Source organism: Methanobrevibacter intestini (genome assembly GCF_047402955.1).
GTDB lineage: Archaea > Methanobacteriota > Methanobacteria > Methanobacteriales > Methanobacteriaceae > Methanocatella > Methanocatella intestini.
The window spans coordinates 1835957-1854203 of sequence record NZ_CP187956.1 but is presented as its reverse complement, the minus strand read 5'-3'; the positions used below and the strand labels follow the sequence as shown (position 1 = coordinate 1854203).

General features: G+C 31.2%; 18 protein-coding genes and 1 pseudogene. 4 read left to right on the top strand and 15 right to left on the bottom strand.

What is annotated here, in order from left to right; translation table 11 throughout:
- Positions 1–15: 15 nt before the first annotated feature.
- Both ACMC9J_RS08675 and ACMC9J_RS08670 read right to left on the bottom strand, forming a co-directional pair.
- Positions 16–1047: a M42 family metallopeptidase gene (locus ACMC9J_RS08675; protein ID WP_004034092.1), complete on the bottom strand. Its 1032-nt coding sequence runs from the start codon at positions 1045–1047 to the stop codon at positions 16–18.
- A gap of 67 nt (positions 1048–1114) precedes the next feature.
- Positions 1115–2194, bottom strand: a complete 1080-nt coding sequence (locus ACMC9J_RS08670; RefSeq protein ID WP_019264073.1) for a Coenzyme F420 hydrogenase/dehydrogenase, beta subunit C-terminal domain — start codon at positions 2192–2194, stop codon at positions 1115–1117.
- 247 nt (positions 2195–2441) lie between these two features.
- Between ACMC9J_RS08670 and ACMC9J_RS08665 the strand changes: the two genes are divergently transcribed.
- On the top strand, positions 2442–3218 hold the full coding sequence (locus ACMC9J_RS08665; protein WP_427003251.1) for a 4Fe-4S binding protein: 777 nt from the start codon (positions 2442–2444) through the stop codon (positions 3216–3218).
- Positions 3219–3243: 25 nt separating this feature from the next.
- On the opposite strand, the gene ACMC9J_RS08660 is transcribed toward ACMC9J_RS08665, so the two are convergent.
- Positions 3244–4767, bottom strand: coding sequence for a flagellar protein (locus tag ACMC9J_RS08660; protein WP_427003250.1), 1524 nt, complete (start codon positions 4765–4767; stop codon positions 3244–3246).
- A 75-nt stretch (positions 4768–4842) separates the two neighbouring features.
- A complete protein-coding gene (locus tag ACMC9J_RS08655; RefSeq protein ID WP_427003249.1) occupies positions 4843–5898 on the bottom strand; it encodes a ribonuclease H-like domain-containing protein in 1056 nt (351 codons plus the stop codon).
- A gap of 348 nt (positions 5899–6246) precedes the next feature.
- On the opposite strand from ACMC9J_RS08655, the gene ACMC9J_RS08650 reads away from it, so the two are divergent.
- From ACMC9J_RS08650 to ACMC9J_RS08640, 3 genes are read left to right on the top strand one after another with little or no spacing between them, the layout of a single operon-like run.
- Positions 6247–6630 (top strand): hypothetical protein, encoded by a 384-nt coding sequence (locus ACMC9J_RS08650; protein WP_019264077.1) that lies wholly within the window; start codon positions 6247–6249, stop codon positions 6628–6630.
- Positions 6631–6642: 12 nt separating this feature from the next.
- Positions 6643–7377, top strand: coding sequence for a 4-phosphopantoate--beta-alanine ligase (locus ACMC9J_RS08645; protein WP_019266174.1), 735 nt, complete (start codon positions 6643–6645; stop codon positions 7375–7377).
- Positions 7378–7392: 15 nt separating this feature from the next.
- A complete protein-coding gene (locus ACMC9J_RS08640; protein ID WP_250416285.1) occupies positions 7393–7935 on the top strand; it encodes a nucleoside monophosphate kinase in 543 nt (180 codons plus the stop codon).
- 2 nt (positions 7936–7937) lie between these two features.
- On the opposite strand, the gene ACMC9J_RS08635 is transcribed toward ACMC9J_RS08640, so the two are convergent.
- The 11 genes and pseudogenes from ACMC9J_RS08635 to ACMC9J_RS08585 all read right to left on the bottom strand — a co-directional run bounded on the left by ACMC9J_RS08635 (position 7938) and on the right by ACMC9J_RS08585 (position 18221).
- Positions 7938–8618, bottom strand: a complete 681-nt coding sequence (locus ACMC9J_RS08635; protein WP_019264080.1) for a TIGR00289 family protein — start codon at positions 8616–8618, stop codon at positions 7938–7940.
- A gap of 6 nt (positions 8619–8624) precedes the next feature.
- A complete protein-coding gene (locus tag ACMC9J_RS08630; RefSeq protein ID WP_019264081.1) occupies positions 8625–9431 on the bottom strand; it encodes a hypothetical protein in 807 nt (268 codons plus the stop codon).
- Between the two features lie 116 nt (positions 9432–9547).
- Positions 9548–10297, bottom strand: coding sequence for an SseB family protein (locus ACMC9J_RS08625; protein WP_427003248.1), 750 nt, complete (start codon positions 10295–10297; stop codon positions 9548–9550).
- Between the two features lie 28 nt (positions 10298–10325).
- The gene (locus tag ACMC9J_RS08620; protein WP_427003247.1) at positions 10326–10754 is read right to left on the bottom strand and encodes a class III signal peptide-containing protein; all 429 of its coding nucleotides are present in this window, start codon (positions 10752–10754) and stop codon (positions 10326–10328) included.
- Positions 10754–11071 carry a peptidase A24 gene (locus ACMC9J_RS08615; protein ID WP_304130280.1) on the bottom strand — a complete coding sequence of 106 codons (318 nt, stop codon included), beginning with the start codon at positions 11069–11071 and terminating at the stop codon, positions 10754–10756. Before ACMC9J_RS08615 ends, ACMC9J_RS08620 begins: the two co-directional genes overlap by 1 nt.
- Before the next feature lie 225 nt (positions 11072–11296).
- Positions 11297–11623: pseudogene (locus ACMC9J_RS08610) on the bottom strand (prepilin peptidase); the annotation flags it as partial.
- An 84-nt stretch (positions 11624–11707) separates the two neighbouring features.
- Entirely contained in the window at positions 11708–13324 is a 1617-nt protein-coding gene (locus tag ACMC9J_RS08605; RefSeq protein WP_304130230.1) for a CTP synthase, read from the bottom strand.
- Between the two features lie 275 nt (positions 13325–13599).
- A complete protein-coding gene (locus ACMC9J_RS08600; RefSeq protein WP_427003246.1) occupies positions 13600–14730 on the bottom strand; it encodes an aldo/keto reductase in 1131 nt (376 codons plus the stop codon).
- 14 nt (positions 14731–14744) lie between these two features.
- Entirely contained in the window at positions 14745–15536 is a 792-nt protein-coding gene (locus ACMC9J_RS08595) for an alpha/beta hydrolase (RefSeq protein WP_427003245.1), read from the bottom strand.
- A gap of 563 nt (positions 15537–16099) precedes the next feature.
- The gene (locus ACMC9J_RS08590; protein ID WP_427003244.1) at positions 16100–16807 is read right to left on the bottom strand and encodes a hypothetical protein; all 708 of its coding nucleotides are present in this window, start codon (positions 16805–16807) and stop codon (positions 16100–16102) included.
- Positions 16808–16856: 49 nt separating this feature from the next.
- The gene (locus ACMC9J_RS08585; RefSeq protein WP_427003243.1) at positions 16857–18221 is read right to left on the bottom strand and encodes an MATE family efflux transporter; all 1365 of its coding nucleotides are present in this window, start codon (positions 18219–18221) and stop codon (positions 16857–16859) included.
- Positions 18222–18247: the final 26 nt, after the last annotated feature.

Genomic DNA, 18247 nt, shown 5'->3' with positions numbered 1-18247 from the left:
AAAAATTGAAAAAAGCTATAAAGAGTTTATAGCTTCTGTAATTAACTGAATAGTTGATTCAACATCTTTCATACTGCAGACACTTACAGTAGTATGTATATATCTAGTTGGAACTGATAAAACTCCAGTTGGAATTCCTTCCCTTGTTAAGTGAATAGCTGTACCGTCAGTTGTTCCGCCGTCACTTACTTCTAACTGGTAATCAATTTCATTTTCATCACCTGCTTTAATAAGCAAGTCTTTAATTGATTGTTGAGTAAGGATTCCACGTCCGCTTGCATCAGCTAAAATTATAGCCGGACCTTTACCCATTACCACTGGTGCTTCTTCAGGTTTAATTCCAGGATGGTCCCCAGATAAGGTAACGTCTAATGCAATAGCCATATCAGGATTTAATTTAAATGCAGAAGTTTTTGCTCCTTTAAGACCTACTTCTTCCTGTACAGTACCTACACCGTAAACAGTAGCTCTTGTGTTTACTCTTTTTAAAACTTCCATCATTACATAACAGCCTACACGATTATCTAATGCTTTACCCATAATTAAATCGTTTGGATATTCTTCAAACCAAGCTCTGAAACTTATTTTATCTCCAATACGAATCATTTTTTCTGCATCTTCCTGGTCTTTTGCACCGATATCAATAAACATGTCATCTGCTTTTACAACTTTGTTTCTTTCTTCAGGTTTTGTAACATGAGGTGGTTTTGAGCCGATAACCCCCGGAACATCTTCTCCAATGCTGCTGTGAATAATTACAGACTGATTCATTAGCATTTGGTCATTAATTCCACCAATTGTTGAGAATTTGACATATCCTTTTTCATCAATATATCTAACCATCAATCCGATTTCATCCATATGGGAAGCTAACATTACAGTAGGTGCTTTTTTCTCACCTTTTTTAGTAGCTATTACATTGCCCATACTGTCTTCTTCAATAGAATCAGCAACATCTTTTAATTCTCTTTTAATAATGTTTGCTATTTTTTCTTCAGATCCAGAAACACCTGGAGTTAAAGAAAGCTCTTTCATTAATTCCATCATATCACCACTAAATAAATGTATTTTTTATATTATAAATAGTTTAAAAAATAAGTAAAAGTAAGAAGATTTACTTCTTATTTGTTAATGCCTTAAATCCAATTGTAGTAGTACTGTATTTAGTTCCAGCAGCTTTAATAACATCCTGGATTTTAGATGTAAGATAAGATTCAGGTCTCCAAGGTGCATCTTTATCTTCACCAACAACAGAAACTTCATCAACAATGTCATTTTCAAGAAGGTATACTAAAATAGCTGATACTACACCACCGTCTTGACCCATAATTGAATCTGCTTTTACAGAGTAAATTTCAAGGTATTCACCTAACGGCTGTTCATCAATTCCTTCAGGATATATTGCATCACTGATAAATGTTCTAGGACATGCAAAGTAACATGCGTGACATTCTTCTTCACATTCTTTTATTGATACCGGTTTTCTGTTGTTTATCTGAATAGCTTCAATTGGGCAGACATATTCACATGCACCGCATAAAACACAGGCTCCTACACTGATTACATCGTTTTGCAAGTTATCAAATTGGCATTTGCTGCATTCATCATAAAACTCTTCTTCAGATATTTGTCTTTTTGATAAAACAGGTCTTCCGATAGCTTCCCGTTTCTTGTAAATCCTTGTATTTTTAGTGATTTTTTGATTAGCTATTTTTTCCAGTAATTCCTGACCTTTTTTGGAAATCGGTTCAGCTTCAATGTATCCTTCAGCTATACATGCATCAATTATCTGTTTACCTTTTTCAGTTCTTACAATAACAGTTGACTGATACTTCGGAGAACCAACAGATCCAACAGAAATATCTGAAACATCAGAAGTATAATCAGTACAAATATGGCAATTTTTACGAGTAAAAGGTTCAGTTTCAGCTATTGGTATTTTAAATACATTACCATCTATTAAATATGCAACAAATTGTCCTTTTTCTATTCTAAATTCTTTAACTTCAAATAATTCAATACCCTGACTTTTTAAATATCTTTTAAGATACTGGTATGAGAAGTTTTCCATACAAAACAAACCTATTTTAACATCAATAGGAGAACCGCCGGTTTTTTCTTCATATCTATTAATTTTTGTAGCTGCTAAAATTTGGCAAGGAGTTCCTACCATAGCTGTTTTCTTATTACCCATATTTTTCACCTCTTATGCTAACATAATCATATTAATATAATATATGTGTCGTAATATCATTTAAAGTTTTTTATCAAACTAAACAAAACACTTTAAAAGCAAATTAAAACAAAAATTTGTTTAGATAATCTAATTTATACCAAATAAAACTATACAAAAATATAATTATAGTATAAAATATTAAATAATATTTAAACAAAACATTTAAATAATACATGATTATTATTAATAAAACAAAGGTGAGAGTATGAAAACATTTACAAAAATTGCTAAAATCTATTTTAGCCCATCAAGTACAACAAGGAAAATAGTAGATGAAATAGCCAATAAATTCGAAGGTACACAGGAAGAATATGATTTATTAAATGCAGCCAGTGGAAATACTCCTAAAGAATTTGATGATGACACATTAGTAATTGTAGGAATGCCTATTTTTGCTGGAAGACTTCCAAAAACAGCCAGTAAAAAATTAATGAACTTCAAAGGAGAAAATATTCCTGCAATAGCTATTGTAAACTACGGAAATGTAAATATCGGAGATGCACTACTTGAGTTAAACGACATATTAAAAGAAAATGGATTTAACATTGCGGGAACCGGTGCAACAGTCAGTCAGCACTCAATAGTAACAGATGTTGCAACAGGAAGACCAGACAGCAAAGATTTGGAAAAACTTAATGAATTTGTAGAAAAATGCAAAGAAAAATTAGATTCTGAAGAATTTGAAAACATTGAAGTTCCGGGCAATAAACCATACTGCGAATATAAAAAAGTTCCATTAGCTCCAATATGTGATGAATCATTATGTGTTTACTGCTACGAATGCGTTTCATCCTGTCCTGAAGAAGCTATTCCAGATATGGCCCCTGCAGAAACAGATACTAATCTTTGCAGTGCATGTACTGCCTGTATATATGCATGTCCTGAAGATGCAAGATACTTTACCGGAGACTTATTTGAAGGAATGAAAGAAAAATTCCTAGCTAATTTCAGCAAAAGAAAAGAAAGTGAATTTTATTTATAAGAAAATAGTTTAGCTATTTTCTTTTTTAAATTCTGTTTTTTGCAACGCTTCTTACATATTCGCTTTCATCACCTGCTGCAACTTCCTTTAAAACTTTCTTATTTGAAATATTTTTAACAGCAGCTTCACGAACTCTCCAGGAAGGCTCATTTTTAATTAATTCAATTAAAGGCTTTTGTGTTTTTACTTTAGAAACAGCTCTTACAGACAATTCCTCTGCAATATTGGCCTCATAAACTTTAAGTAAAATATCCTCATCATCGATTTTATTTAAAGCTTTTAGAGAAAATTCGGTATCTTCATTTTCCTTAATTATTTCAATCAGGACTTTAATATCATCAATATGAGATAAAGTCTCTTTTCTAACTTCCTCTAATTTTGCATTATGTAAAATCTGAATAAATGAAGCTTCTTTGCTGATATGTTCAATAGCTTCATCAGCAGTCTCTTTAAAAGGAGTGTTAACAGCTATTTCAACAAACAACTTCTCATCAGTCAGATTAGGATTGTTAATAGCATGTGCTCTTACAAATGAATCTACATCTTCAAGAGCTATATTGACCAGTGTTTCCTGAGAAGTAAGTTTTTTAACGGCACTCTGGCGGGCTAAGCGGTCTGCTTCACTTTTAGCTATTTTAGTTAAAATCTCTTCATTATCAAGTTTTTTAATAGCTTCTGTTCTAACAACAGTATCATTATCCTCCAAAGCTATTTTTTCAAGCAAATCCTCATTATCCAACCTTTTTACCAAGTCAAGACGAATATCTGCAGTCTGGGAAGTAAGTGCAATTTCCTCCAGTAATTCAGGATTTACAATTTTACTTAAAAGAACATTTCTCACTTTTGTATTTTCCTCATTTTTAGCTATTTCAACCAGTTTAGATTCATCATTGATTTTATTTACAGCAGCTATTCGCACACCGTCATCTCTATCTTCAACAGCTACCTTCTGAAGTACATCCTCATTATAAAAGTTGCCTTTATTGACTGCCATTTTTCTAATTTCATTATCCTTAGCTTCAAATGCAATGCTTTCCAGTATTTCCTGAGTGTCAATTTTTTCCAGTGCCAATTTTCTGAATTTCCTGTCAACGGCACTGACAGCTATATCCTTTAAGGTTTCTTCATCCTCGATTTTTTCAAAGATTTCAGTTACATGCTGGTTTTTCTTTTGATTAATAACAATTTCAGCTATTGACTTATTGTTTTCACCTAATCTTTCATAAGCGAAGCTTCTGACATCATAAAACTCGGCATTTTCAGCTGCATCCCATAAAAGGTCTTCATCCTGAATTTTATTTGCAGCTATTAATCTTATAGCTCTGTCAGTTACATGTTTAGCTATATCCAATGCTACATACTGATTTGTAATTGAATCTGTAGCCTGTGCTCTTTCGTGTCTGTTTTTACTGTTAACAGCTATTTCTCTTAAAACTAACTGGGATTCTTCAATGTCCGGCTGTTTATCAATTGCTTTTCTTTTTCTTTCAACCCTTTTTACCTTTTTATTGGCGTTTTTGTTCTTTTTAAATCTATCAAAAAATCCCATTGTAATTCCTCATTTGATACTTATTATATTTTATAATAAAAATAGTTTATTTAACATAACATATCTATAAAATCATCAGCTTTCATTTACTATATCATACATTTTCATTAAAAAGCTGGCCAGAGAAACAATATCCTGTCTGTTGTGTTCTATAATCGGAACTATCGGCCCTATATTCCTTTCAGTCAAGTATGTTTGATAATAACCCGGAATGTATTGGCCAGGAACATCATCTTTTCTTTCAATTCCAAAGATTTCCTTTTCAATTGTTTGAAGCTGGCAGTTCGGCAGACTGTCTTTCCACAGATTTCTTGCAAAATACAATAAATCAAGATGTGGCAAATCCAAATGGGGATTCATTCTGTAATAGCTGCATCTGTTTTTAATAAATGGAACATCAAACATTGATCCGTTGAAGGTTACATGAATAGAATCATCATCCAAATGAGACAGATAAGCTTCCAAAACTGCAGGTTCCTCATAAATGTCTCTTAAGAAATATTGTGAAGAGGTTATTTTATTGTTTTTAATTTCAGCTACACCAATCAGAATAACCGGAACATTTGATAAACCTAATGTTTCAATATCCATAAATTTAAAGTTTTCTGCATCAGGAATACTTGCACATTTAATTAAATTATCTCTGCACTTTTTACCGTACTTGTTTTTATTCAGTAATCCCAAAACATCCTTAAATGACATCTCTTCAATATTGGCTATGAATCTGTCTGCATATGATCCGTATCTGTCATGATTAGCAAGAGATTCAATAGTGTCATATCCTGCATTTTTTAGGTTTTGTTCTGTTTTAACACCTATTTTTGGAAGTAATTTAAGATTGTGGTTCATCTGTTGTTTAAAATTATTTTCAGCTAATTTGAAGTTTATTTTTTCACTTTCAGTTATACATAATGTTTCACCAGCATCAGTATCTATTATTTTACTTCCGTTAATATCTGACAGCTTTTTATTTTCATATTTGACTAGAAGATTTTCTTCCAATGCTTTAAAATAAGATGGTGAAGTTTTCCTAGCTTTTTCTTTAGCTTTTTCAGAAGGGTTATCTGAAGATATTGAATCTGACAATATCGCTTCCAACAAATACCTTTCGTGTTCTTCTCTTTGTGTCATTTACATTAATTTAGTCATTTATTGTATATATTATTAATTAAAGTATAATTGAATTTTAATAAAATATAAATAAGTTTATATAGTAGATTGATACAATAGTAAATTGACTACTAATAACTTCAGCAATTATTAGTAGTCAGAGATAGATAAAAAAACAGCCAATTTTAAAATTCATTTCTCTAAAAAACTTGTAAAAACAAACACATTATAAGGCAAGGAAACTCTCAAATACTTGCCTTATAATCCCAAAAAATACTATTTTTAAAAAAAAATTCTTTAGAAAACTATAATAATATTTTAAAACTAATATTAAAATTAGTTAATATATAAAATATTAAGGTTGCAATAATGAAGCTAAAATTAGGTATAATCTACGGAATTTTAATATGGTTTTTTGTATATCTAATTACAGCAATATTTAGCCCCTTGATAAGTGACAACATTCCATACATCAATATTGTTGCTCCAATAGCTATTATCGTAGTAACCGGTTTTTTTGGAATCCTCTACATTAGAGATATAAATGAAAATGAAGTTATTGAAGGATTTAAAATTGGAATAATCTTTATTTTAATGGATGTTATTTGTGATTTTGTATTTTTTATACTTCGCAATAAAACAAATATCCTGATTGACGATTATCCGATTCATGTAATTTCTATGATTATATTAACTCTCATTACAACTACATTACTAGGTTATCTAGCACAAATGGAAATAGATTTAAAATAAAGAGGTTTGAATATGATACCTAAATCACATCCACGTTATGAATCATTAGTTTTAAGAGACAAAATAGTTAAAGCCCAAAAGGAAGGATATTTGGCAGATTCTGCAATGATTGCACATGGGAGAGGAGAAGCATTTGACTATCTTCTTGGTGAAAAAACCACATTTCCCGCTAAAAGAGCAATGTATGCAGCAGTAGCTACAATATTGTTATCTGAAAATCCCGTCATATCCGTAAATGGAAATACAACTGCTTTAGCTATTGATGAAGTAATTCAATTTGCAAAAACCGTAAATGCCAAAATAGAAATCAACTTGTTTTACAGAACTGATGAAAGAGTAGAAAAAATAACTGAGCTCTACAAGAAACATGGATACAGCCAAATACTTGGAACAAAAGATGACGACATCAAATACCTGAAAAGCATTAAAAATGAAAGAGCTTCAGCCAGCAAAACAGGTATCTATTCAGCAGACACTGTTCTTGTACCTTTAGAGGATGGAGACAGAGCAGAAATTCTAAGTAAAACAGGTAAAAAAACAATCACTATCGATTTGAATCCTTTATCTAGAACTTCACAAACTTCAAACATTTCAATTGTAGACAATGTTGTACGTGCATTTCCGTTTATGACAGAAATTGCTAAAGACTTGAAAACTCAGGACAAACAGCTTTTAATAAACATGGTAAATGACTTTGACAACAAGGAAAACCTTAAAGAATCACTAAAACTATTTAAAAATAATTAAAACGAGGAATATAAAATGGAAATAATGGGAATATCAGGATTGCCTGGATCTGGAAAAAGTTTAGTGTCTGAAATTGCAACTAAAAAAGGAGCAGTAGTTGTAAGTATGGGAGACATAATACGTGAAGAAGCTAAAAAAAGAGGAGAAAGCTCAAAGGAAACTGCAACCAACCTTAGAAAAGAGCATGGAAAATATATTGTAGCACAGCTGACTATTGAAAAAATCAAACAAATGATTGAAGACAAATTAGCTACAACAATTATTGTAGAAGGAATCAGAAGCCCTTTTGAAGTAAAAATGTTTAAAGAAAACTTTGATAATTTTATAATTCTTTCTATTTTTGCAAATCCTGCAATACGTTTTAAAAGATTGCAGGAAAGAAACAGAGAAGATGACTCTAAAAATTATGAAGACTTCCTAAAAAGAGACCAGATGGAATTGGATTTCGGTATTGGAACTGTAATCTCATTATCTGATAAAATCATTATTAATGAAAAAGATCTTGAAAGCTATGAAAAAGAAATAAATGAATTTTTAAAAGAAAACACCACACTTTAAATTCATTTATCTTCCAAATCTGCTTCTTCAATAATATACAAACCACTATCCAAATGCCATGTTTTTTTATCTTTTAAAATATTAATTCTTTTTTTAAAGATTGGACCGTCAATAGCTAGTGTTTCTGCTTCCCCACCTTCAAAAGCTAAATTAATACCAACTTTTTTGTTGATTTCAACTAATTCATCAATAGCTTTATCATCGATTTTTCTACCTAGCCATGATTCATCAAGGCCATAAGCAAAAACACCACTTATTATAACTTCAAAACCTAAAGAAACAATCTTTCGCATGTATTCAAGTTCATCTACATGCCAGTACGGAGATATAATTTCCAGTCCAACTTCACCGCCTAATTTTTCAATTCTTGATTTTTGATAAACTGAATAAAGTGCACCGGTATATATAGCTTCAACACCTAAATCTTTAAGTTTTATAAAAGCCATTTTTAAATCTTCAAGTTCCTCTTCTTTAATACCCTGAGTTTGTGCAGTAATAATTGGAATATCCAATGCTTCTGCAAGCAAATCAGTTATATGAATATTCGGAACATGAAACATGTAAGATTCATCATTAACAGATTTCATAGAAAGAAGATATTTAACATCTTCTCCTGTTTCTAAAGCATTATATACTGCCATAGTACTGTCTTTGCCTCCAGAAAATAAAACAGCTACTTTCATCAAATACTACCTTTTAACCTTTTTATTAAGGAACTTTTTGAATTTCCTATAACTGACAACAACTGCATCGAAGTAAATTCCAACAATAGAAACAATTACACCAACAACCCCTGAAACTGCTATAAATTCATTATCAGATAACATTGACTGATTAGTCTGATTAATAACATCCTGTGTTGGTCCTTCAATATGAGTTGCAACAATTCCTCTTTCCAATAAAGCATTTTCAAATTCCTCTAAAGAAGCAGATGATACAACTAACTTAGCATGTATTTGAGCATAAGCAATAGAATCACCATAAACCAATTTATACCAATCAGAAAATGATTGCAATGCAGAACTAGATGTGTAACCCGGTTCTAAAGTAATATTAATTCTACCAGAAGGTTCAACTGTATAATTTGCATAATGAGAATCAATATTGCCTATTACACTATTAAAATAAGATAATTCCCGGTCATTAAAACTCCATAAGAAAAAGGTTATTCCAGTTTCATTAAATGACTTAAAACCCTCAATTTTAGATAAATTCTGTTCCAATTCACCTACATCTGTGGCAGAAGACAAATCCAAATATAATGTTTCTTCATTTCCTGGAACATTCTTTTCAAGTTCGCCTACAACCGATGGAAACTCTTCATATAAAGGTTCCAGGAAAAATGCTCCACCAATAGCACCTATAAGAAAAGCTACAACAAGAACAAGGACTATTTCTTTTTTAGGCATAAATGGCTTTAACATTCCTATAGAAAAAACAAATACCATCAGTATAAGGAATAAAATAACATATACAATAGCAATTAAAATATCCATAAATTCACGCGCCAATTAATAAATATTACTATTTAAGATAACAAGTGATTTAAATAAGTTTTGGATAGAATAATGGATTATATCCCATTAAAAAAAGAAGAATAAATAAGAATTAATCAATCATAAAATTTCTGATTAACACACTTCCAAATCATTGTATGTTCGTCTTCCTGACTTATAAATTTAAATTCCGTTTCAGGAGCTAGAAGAATATCGCAACTCATTTCAGGATCCATCATACCTCCCAAATAAACAGTTTTAGTGTCTTTTGGAAGTATTAAAACATTTAAATAAGGAATATGATCTTCAAAATGCATATTTACACTGGCTTTAAATGGATTTTTAGAAGAATAAACACCGCCAATAGCCTGTTTTTTCATTAAAGGTTCAAATTCACGATAATAAACTTTAACTTCCTGATTTAAAGGTCGGGCCTTTTCAAAAATCCAATCATTAGAATTATTATTTATGGCAAATAAGTCAAAAAATGAATCCAAATCAATGCAAACTGTATCCTTACTAGACGGATTTATCATGATTTCATCAATTTCTGATGAATCTTCCAGCATATCCTTTAAATCTTTCATGAAAATAGCTATTACAGAAACTGGAGGATTGTTTTTTTTCAGTTCAACATTATCGGTAAATAATGGAATGCATTTGCACCCATTTTCTTCAATTGTAACAGGTTTAAAGCTAAGAGGTTCATTTATTTCATCACTTTGAGTTTTAGAATATATTTCAACAGGAAGTAAAAGTTGTGCATTTTTAAATTCATATACAAAACTTTCATATTCTTCTTTACTCATAGATTCCGGTTCAATTTTCATTAACTCTTTAAGTTTAGCATTATCTAGATTACTCATAAATTAACCTCACACATACATTATTAATTTACTTTTTAGAGATAAATATATTTTCACTCTCAGCAGGCCATTCAATAACAATAGTATTTTTACCTTTATTTAAATTTAGAATTCCGCTGATAACATCCCCATCATGATTTACCTTAATCAGCTTAGATGAGTGGTCATTGAATTTTACACCTGCTGATAGATGTTTTTTGTAGATATTGACATTAATGCTTTGATCAAGTTCCAGATTAACACTTTGTTTTGCACCCTGACCTTCACCATATACCTGATTAATTCCATCAGCTATTTTATATAACTGGGATTTGACATTTATGGTATCTGAAATGTCTGTTGTTTTTTCAATAGCCAGATTAGCTAAAGGCAGAGTAAAAACAGTTAAAAGAATTAAAGTTATTGCAAATATAAAGAGATATTCAACTGAAATTTGGCCGTTATTTTCTTTAAGCATCACATCACCAGAAAGAACTTTTTTATAAACAGCATCATCAAATCACCATAAATAACAGATATTAAAAATCCTGCAAGTATTGCCGGTGAAAATGGAAATCCTATTTTTATTGAAATGTTGTTGGATATGATTTTTTGAGCATTCATAATCTTTAACAAATACATATCCTGAAGGGTTATTCCCCCTGCACTTTGGGATTTGAAGTAGTAGTCAAAATCCGGATTATCTTTTGTTTTATAAACTTTTAAATTGCCGTTGATGTCATTAATTAAAATAGCTATCTTTTCATTATTAAAATAATAGTCATTGACAATCATTCCCTCCTTCAGGTCTTTAACCAGTATTAATTTATTTAGATTTAACTTTAAAAATAGAGATATGGAATTTATATTTAAAAATGAAAATAACATATCCTTATTTGAGTTAAATATTGTGTTTTTTAATACCAGATAACCAGTAAAAATCAGCAGAAATGGAAATGCTACTAAAATACTGTTTATAATTACTGTAAATGAAAAGGGGTAAACTGATAGCTGAGGATAAATATTTAAAAAGTTAATATTTATGCCAAATGGTATAACTGTAGCAATAGCTGTGAGTAATTTTACATCTCCCCCACCCCAAATTTTTAATTTCCAAAAAAGCAAAGTTACTATATATGTTACAAACATTGAAATTATTGAGCATAAAATGTATTTAATGTTAGTAGAAAGAACTGACAAAAACAGGTTAGAAATTAATCCGAAAATAAGCAGAGAGAAATTTAGCTTATTAGATATAATTCCTGTTTTAACATCAAAAATTGCAGCCAAACAACAAAATAAAGATGTAACTATAATTTGAACTAAAAATATAATACTAAAATCCATAATTCTAGTATAAACTAAGAAATATATTAATTAGCTAGAAAATAAGAGTGTAAAATTGTTTTTAAAATGAAAAAATGAAGAGAATCAGTTTTTAGAATACTCACAAATAGCTTCTAAAAATGATTTAAATAATGGATGTGGCCTATTCGGTCTTGATTTAAATTCCGGATGGAACTGGCAACCGACAGCCCATGGATGATTTGGCAATTCCACAATTTCAACTAAGAAGTCATCAGGACTAACTCCAGAAATAATCAAACCTTTGTCTTCCAGATCTTTCCTGTAATTATTGTTAAATTCAAATCTGTGTCTGTGACGTTCTGCAATATCTTCCTTATTATAAGCTTCATATGTTTTAGTTCCCTTAATAAGCTTACAGTCATAAGAACCTAAACGCATAGTTCCACCCATGTTTTTAACTTTTTTCTGTTCTTCCATCATGTCAATAACTGGGTGAGGATTATTGCTGTCAAATTCTGCACTGTTAGCTTCAGGATATCCGTTGCGTCTTGCAAATTGGGTTACAATAGAATGCATTCCTAAACAGATACCGAAGAGTGGAACATTATGTTCAATAGCATAATCTACAGCATCAAGTTTGCCTTCAAATCCTCGTTCTCCAAATCCGCCAGGAATAAGAATACCATGGAGATTGCCCATAACACCTTCATCCAACTTGTCAACATCAGAACTTATGTAAATAATATTGGCTTTTACACCTGCACTAGCTGCAGCATGTTGCAGAGATTCTCTGATACTGATATATGCATCTTCAAGCTCAACATATTTACCGACAATTCCAATATTCACAACAGGACTTTCAATCTTAAGAGATTCTACAATTTTACGCCAGTCATCAAGTTTTGAGGAATCCGGTTTAATATCCAATCCTATTCTGTTAACTATTAATTCACCAATGTTATTTTCCTCTAAAACCAATGGAACCTCATAAATAGTACTTGCATCAGGAGTGTTTACAACAGCTTTCTGATCCACATCACAGAAATGAGCTATTTTTCCTTCTAAAGCATCATCAATCGGTTCCTGAGATCTGCATACAATAACATCAGGGTTAATACCCATACTTCTTAATTCTTTTGTAGAATGTTGTGTTGGTTTGGTTTTAAATTCACCGGCAGCATTCAGGTATGGAATAAATGTAACATGAACAAACATGACATTATCATGCCCTTCTTCATTTCTAAGTTGCCTTAAAGCTTCCAGGAAAGGTTGGCTTTCAATATCCCCAACAGTACCACCTAACTCAATTAAAACAACATCATAATCTCCATTATCAGAGATTAACCTGATCATTTCTTTAATTTCATTAGTAATATGTGGAATAACTTGAACACAAGCCCCCAAGAATTTACCTTCCCTTTCTTTAGAAATAACAGATTTATAAACTTTACCTGTAGTAATGTTAGATAAACCAGGCAGTTCAACATCTAAAAATCTTTCATAATGACCTAAATCCAAGTCAGTCTCCATTCCATCATTAGTTACAAAAACTTCACCATGCTGATAAGGGTTTAATGTTCCTGAATCCCAATTCAAATAAGGGTCTATTTTAATAGCAGCTACTTTTAAACCATAAGATCTTAAAATACGACCCATAGATGCAGAAGTAATTCCTTTTCCAATAGAACTAACTACCCCACCAGTTATAATAATATACTTTGTCAGAAAAATCCTCTCCATTTTTATAAAAAAATAAAATTATATACATTTATAGTTTAGTTATTCATGATATATATAATAATTTGAAAAAAATTAGATTAAATTATGGTAGCTATACTTGGGTGGTGTAATTGTATAGCTACCTAATTTTTACCTAAAAGAATTCCGACAATCAGCCATCGGGTTGGGTGGTGGAATGACCAATCACCTCAGATAAATTCTTTTAAACAAAAATCAGAAAGAGTAAAACTCTTCCGATAGTAACATTTATAGCATTATTTATAAATACTTTGCTATCATAACATAGATTCCAAATCAACTTCCAGCAAGTCTTTAACCTTTTTAAGTTCATCAGCAATCTTTATATGCTGAGTGCAATTTTTTTCACATTCCCCGCATTCCAAACATGAAGATGCAGGTGCATTTTTCCTTGCTAAATTATCATAGTAGAAATAATGTAAAAACTGAAGTTCAATAGATTGTTTAACATCATTGTAAAGAGCAAAGAACTTTGAAATTGGAATGTTTGTAGGGCATGCGTCCAAACAGTAATCACACCCAGTACATGGAATAGCTATTGAATCATTAATAATTTCAACAACATCCCCAATAACCTTCTGTTCATCTTCAGTTAATGGAGCGAAATCTTTCATATAGCTTAAATTGTCTTCAAGCTGTTCCAATGTACTTACTCCGGACAGTACTGTTAAAACACCTTCCAGACCGGCTGCAAATCTGATTCCCCATGATGCAAGTGACAAATCAGAATTTGAATCTGTCAGTATTTTACCTGCTTCATCTGGAATATTTACCAGTGACCCTCCTTTTAAAGGCTCCATTACAATAATATCCTTATTGTATTTTCTGGCTACTTCATAGCATTTTCTTGACTGAATTCCCTCATTGTCCCAGTCAAGATAGTTTATCTGCAACTGCACAAATTCTATAGAAGGATGTTCCTTTAATATTTTATCAAGAGTGTCTGCATCATCATGAAATGAAATTCCGAGGTGTTTGATAAATCCGTCTTCCTTTAACTTTTCTGCAAACTCAAAACAATTTAACTGAGGAATAATTCCATTGTAGAAGTTATTTGTAATATTGTGCAGCATGTAATAATCAAAATACTCAACACCGCATCTTTCTTTTTGCTCACGGAATATTTCTTCAAGGTTATGTGAAGGTTTAAGCATGTACACAGGTAATTTATCAGCTATTATTACATCTTCTCTCGGATATCTTTCAATAACTGCCTTTCTAATTGCCACTTCACTTAATCCCTCATGATATCCGTATGCAGTGTCAAAGTAATTGAATCCGCTTTCAATATATTTATCAACCATTTCAAATACCTGAGGCATGTCAATATCTTCAGGATTGTCACTGTTACATGGCAATCTCATGCATCCAAAACCGAATTTTTTCATATTATCATCTCTTTTTATAATGGAAGCCATTCTATAAATTCTTTAATATAATCATTGCAAAACTCCCAGGTGTGTTCTCCTGGGGAGCATCTGAATTCCACATCAACATTTCTTGATTTCAAGTAATTGTAATAATCTATGTTTTCATTATATAAGAAGTCATTATCTCCAACTGCCATGAAAATCTTTGGAATTTCAATATTTTTAGCTATCAAATCATCGATTAAAAATTTGGGGTCCATGTCACTTCCGATTACTTTATCCAAATCACCAAAACAGGACTGTGCAAAAGATCTTGAAGAGAGTAAATCATCTCCCTCGCCCCAATTATGCAAATCATCACTCAGCAGAGCTGCAGATATTGCACCTATACATCCAAAAGTACCATGATATTTCAATCCGTTTCTAATAGCTCCATATCCTCCCATTGAAAAACCTGCAAGATATGTGTCTTCTTTTTTATGAGATAGCGGAAAAATGTTTCTTGTCATTTCAACAAGCTCACGACCTATAAATTCACCATAATATTTGTGAGAGTCTTTCTGGTCTACATAAAAGCTATTTTCTCCACTTGGCAATACAACTGCAATATTATGATCTTCTGCAAATTTCTGAATTGTAGTGTTTGCCAAAAATATATCATCACTACCAAAAAGCCCATGCAGCAAATATAATGTTTTATATGGCTTTTCTGCTATTTCTTCAGTACCCTGCAAGTAATGTATGTTGTCTGCAGGTAAAATCACACTGACAGATGTTCTTCTCTGAAGTGACTTGCACTTAATATCTCCTCTAAACAATACCATAATATCACAAACTGTTGCAAATTACAACATAATTTTTAATTTTTTTAATATATAACTGTTGTGTTTAACAACCATTTTATTTCTGTTATTTGCAAATTAAAATTAAATATTCCATTCCACTTTTCATGCCTTTTATGGCTACAAATTAAAAAAATAATGGAACCAATCAAGCATATTCTTAAAATTTATTATAATAATTAAAAAAAATACAATTATTATAATCCTTCCAGGCCAGTTAATATTTATTTTCTTAAAGAAAAGGACACAGTAATAATAAATAGTCAAAATTACTATAATACTAAGCAAAATCACATTTACAACATCTTTAATCATAGAACACATACACCCAAAATAATATTATCTCAAAATTATATACGTGGAATAATAATAGCAATTAAAATAAAAGATATATAAAATAGCCTAGATGGCCAATTATCTTTTTCTACAATGGGATTAATCTTTGCATAATCTCTATCACAAGCAAATGATACATAAAATATTACAAAAAAAATAAAAACAAAAACACATTTAACATTAATATCCATAATCATACCACCAAACATCTAATTATTAGAGTACTGTGACTCCCAAATACCTCTCCAAATATAATCTCCAAAAACACTTTCAACATGGTTTTTACCAAGTCTTCCTAATTTTTTTACATTTGTGTCACCCACTGTTTCATCAATTAAATATTTTTTTGCAGGCATCGTCTTTGCAGGGTTTTTAAATGAAACTATTTTACTATCACTACGTAACACTGTTCTATAATATCCTCCATAAGAACTTGCTGAAACAACCCTTTTAGTAGACTGCTGTAACACCTCACCACCCATACTCTTAAATGCAATCCTAGAAGCATAAGCTGCCTCACCACTACCAATAATATTACAACCCATTGAAAAAGCAAAATTACCCATATTCTCACCAGTTAAACCAACATAATTACCTTCGCTATCCATATCAAACAAACCACAGCTATATGCAGTGCAAAATGTTCCCACACCCATTAAAGCTAAACCTACAGGTGCACCAACTCCAGTAAATATAGCAATTTTACCAGCGTCAAACAATAATCCACCACCAATACCAGCCCAAAACTTAGGATCAGCGACATATCTTTCAACATACTCGTTTAAATCTGTGTTAAAAAAATCACCAACTGCATACATCAGTATATCTTTTATTGTATTTAAAGGATTAATAATGCCAATTTTAATTATTCTATTATATACTGAATCAAAAAGCTCACCAATAAAACAACCTATCAAAATAAAAATATAAACATTACTATTTGAATTTTTATGTAAAAAAGAAAAATTAGGATTCTACATCTCTATATTCCGTCCATTTATTGCTGAAGTATCTGTAGATGTATAATCCGCCTCTTACGAACCAGTCAATAAACATAGCTACCCATGTTCCAAATACTCCCATATTAAAGTTTATTGCTAAAATGTAAGATAAACCTATTCTGCAGGTAAACATTACTGCTAAGCTTACCGCCATCGCCCATTTTGCATCACCGGCACCTCTAAACAGGTTAGGCAGTGTAAATGCTATTGGCCAAATTAAAATTCCAAGTGTACCATGCCAGATAATCATCTTGGCGGACAGTGCTGCAGTAGCCGGAGATAAATTATAAAGACCTAAAATAACCGGCAACAGGGCAAATATTACTGCATTGACAATAATATGACACACAACAACAATTAAAATAATCTTTTTATTGTAATATCTTGCCTGTTCATAATCATTTGCTCCAACACATCTTGAGATTACTGCAGTCATTCCAAGATTAATTGCAAAGCCTGGCAATACTGAAAATACTCCAATTGCATAACCTACAGAATTAGCTGCAATAGCTACTGTTCCAAAAGTTGAAACTAAACTTAAAACCAGCACACGGCCAAACTGGAATAAACCGTTTTCAATACCGTAGGGAATACCTACATTCAGCACTTTTTTAAGAACTTTCCAATCAAATTTATGTTTTAAAGTTCTTTTAATATGCAGTTTGAAGTTTTCATCTAATGTAAAATGCATTATAGCTGCTGCTGCAACCAGTCTTGAAATTACAGTAGGAATAGCTACTCCTTCAACACCTAAACCCAAATAGTAAATACCAACTGCATTACCTATAACATTTAAAATATCACAGATAACCATTATTTTCATTGGAAGGATTGCATTTCCACTGGTTCTGTAAATTGCTGCTCCTGCATTGTAAATAGCTATAAATGGTATTGAAAAAGCCATAAACAATAAATAAATATTTGCATAGTTCCATACGTCTGCTTCAATTTGGCCAAATAATGTATTTATTAAAAATGATTTAGCTGTTAAAACAAATATCATTAAAAAAACTGATAAAATTCCTGAAAACCATACAAGCTGATTACATGCTCCTCTAGCTTTTTCCGGCTTATTGTTTCCTAAATACTGACCGGCTATTACTGCTCCTCCAGTAGCCAGTGCAGAAAATCCGAAAATTAATAACTGCATTAGAAAATCAACTAATGAAACACCGGAAATTGCTGATTCACCTAAAGATGCAACCATTACAGAATCAGCAAACCCTACAAAAAATTCCAGTCCCTGTTCAATAAGCAATGGTAAAAATAATGCAAATAATGCTTTATTTGAAAATAAATAATGTTTCGGGGTTTTAATTAAAGATTCCATATTTGTTGCACCATGAAAAAAATAAA

Excerpts from the sequence above, each read along its gene's own strand:
- ACMC9J_RS08650 (WP_019264077.1), top strand. The coding sequence starts at position 6,247 with ATGAAGCTAAAATTAGGTATAATCTACGGAATTTTAATATGGTTTTTT.
- ACMC9J_RS08635 (WP_019264080.1), bottom strand. The coding sequence starts at position 8,618 with ATGAAAGTAGCTGTTTTATTTTCTGGAGGCAAAGACAGTACTATGGCA.
- ACMC9J_RS08585 (WP_427003243.1), bottom strand. The coding sequence starts at position 18,221 with ATGGAATCTTTAATTAAAACCCCGAAACATTATTTATTTTCAAATAAA.
- ACMC9J_RS08670 (WP_019264073.1), bottom strand. The coding sequence starts at position 2,194 with ATGGGTAATAAGAAAACAGCTATGGTAGGAACTCCTTGCCAAATTTTA.
- ACMC9J_RS08630 (WP_019264081.1), bottom strand. The coding sequence starts at position 9,431 with ATGGATATTTTAATTGCTATTGTATATGTTATTTTATTCCTTATACTG.
- ACMC9J_RS08620 (WP_427003247.1), bottom strand. The coding sequence starts at position 10,754 with ATGCTTAAAGAAAATAACGGCCAAATTTCAGTTGAATATCTCTTTATA.
- ACMC9J_RS08660 (WP_427003250.1), bottom strand. The coding sequence starts at position 4,767 with ATGGGATTTTTTGATAGATTTAAAAAGAACAAAAACGCCAATAAAAAG.
- ACMC9J_RS08655 (WP_427003249.1), bottom strand. The coding sequence starts at position 5,898 with ATGACACAAAGAGAAGAACACGAAAGGTATTTGTTGGAAGCGATATTG.
- ACMC9J_RS08665 (WP_427003251.1), top strand. The coding sequence starts at position 2,442 with ATGAAAACATTTACAAAAATTGCTAAAATCTATTTTAGCCCATCAAGT.
- ACMC9J_RS08675 (WP_004034092.1), bottom strand. The coding sequence starts at position 1,047 with ATGATGGAATTAATGAAAGAGCTTTCTTTAACTCCAGGTGTTTCTGGA.
- ACMC9J_RS08625 (WP_427003248.1), bottom strand. The coding sequence starts at position 10,297 with ATGAGTAATCTAGATAATGCTAAACTTAAAGAGTTAATGAAAATTGAA.
- ACMC9J_RS08595 (WP_427003245.1), bottom strand. The coding sequence starts at position 15,536 with ATGGTATTGTTTAGAGGAGATATTAAGTGCAAGTCACTTCAGAGAAGA.
- ACMC9J_RS08615 (WP_304130280.1), bottom strand. The coding sequence starts at position 11,071 with ATGATTGTCAATGACTATTATTTTAATAATGAAAAGATAGCTATTTTA.
- ACMC9J_RS08600 (WP_427003246.1), bottom strand. The coding sequence starts at position 14,730 with ATGAAAAAATTCGGTTTTGGATGCATGAGATTGCCATGTAACAGTGAC.
- ACMC9J_RS08640 (WP_250416285.1), top strand. The coding sequence starts at position 7,393 with ATGGAAATAATGGGAATATCAGGATTGCCTGGATCTGGAAAAAGTTTA.
- ACMC9J_RS08645 (WP_019266174.1), top strand. The coding sequence starts at position 6,643 with ATGATACCTAAATCACATCCACGTTATGAATCATTAGTTTTAAGAGAC.
- ACMC9J_RS08605 (WP_304130230.1), bottom strand. The coding sequence starts at position 13,324 with ATGGAGAGGATTTTTCTGACAAAGTATATTATTATAACTGGTGGGGTA.